Annotated in this window: 2 protein-coding genes; both read left to right on the top strand. The window is 34.9% G+C overall.

What is annotated here, in order from left to right; genetic code table 11:
• The first annotated feature begins 9 nt into the window (after nt 1-9).
• A complete protein-coding gene (locus ACFIKB_RS09690) occupies nt 10-240 on the top strand; it encodes a hypothetical protein (RefSeq protein ID WP_375645186.1) in 231 nt (76 codons plus the stop codon).
• 24 nt (nt 241-264) lie between these two features.
• A partial coding sequence (locus ACFIKB_RS09685) for a DNA adenine methylase (RefSeq protein ID WP_375653564.1) occupies nt 265-522 on the top strand: 258 nt, incomplete at its 3' end.

Raw genomic sequence — 522 nt, 5'->3', positions numbered from 1 at the left:
CCCATTTATGTGGTTGGAAAGATGGTCAAGAAACGAAGCAGCAAAGATAAAGGTCTTACAGAAAAAGAACAACAGCTTCTTCACGAGATGATAGAGACCTATCAAGGCTTAAAGATGATGTCACGCATCATGAAATTGATTGCCTTCATCCTCTTTATGTTTGTAATAGATTTTTCCCGTTTCGTGGACGCCGTAGAGAATAGCTTCTCACACCTCAAAAAGTGGATAACAAAAAGTTAGATATCAAATCTCTCCTTTAAAAATATGATGAAACAAGAATTTACACAAACATTGTTTGCGTGGATGGGTGGTAAACACTATCTGCGTAAGAAAATTATACCGATTTTAAATAGCATTGACCATGAAACCTATGTTGAACCATTTTTAGGTTCTGGTGTTATTTTTCTAAATAAAAGACCAGCAAAATATTCCGTGATTAATGATTTGAATGGAGAGATCACGAATCTGTTTCAATGTGTTCAAAATGACTTTGATGATTTAGCCAAACGACTAGAATGGTTT

The organism is Bartonella sp. MR110HLJHH (assembly GCF_042194225.1).
Lineage (GTDB): Bacteria > Pseudomonadota > Alphaproteobacteria > Rhizobiales > Rhizobiaceae > Bartonella > Bartonella grahamii.
Note: the sequence above shows the minus strand (reverse complement) of the source record. Positions and strands in the feature narration are given on the sequence as shown.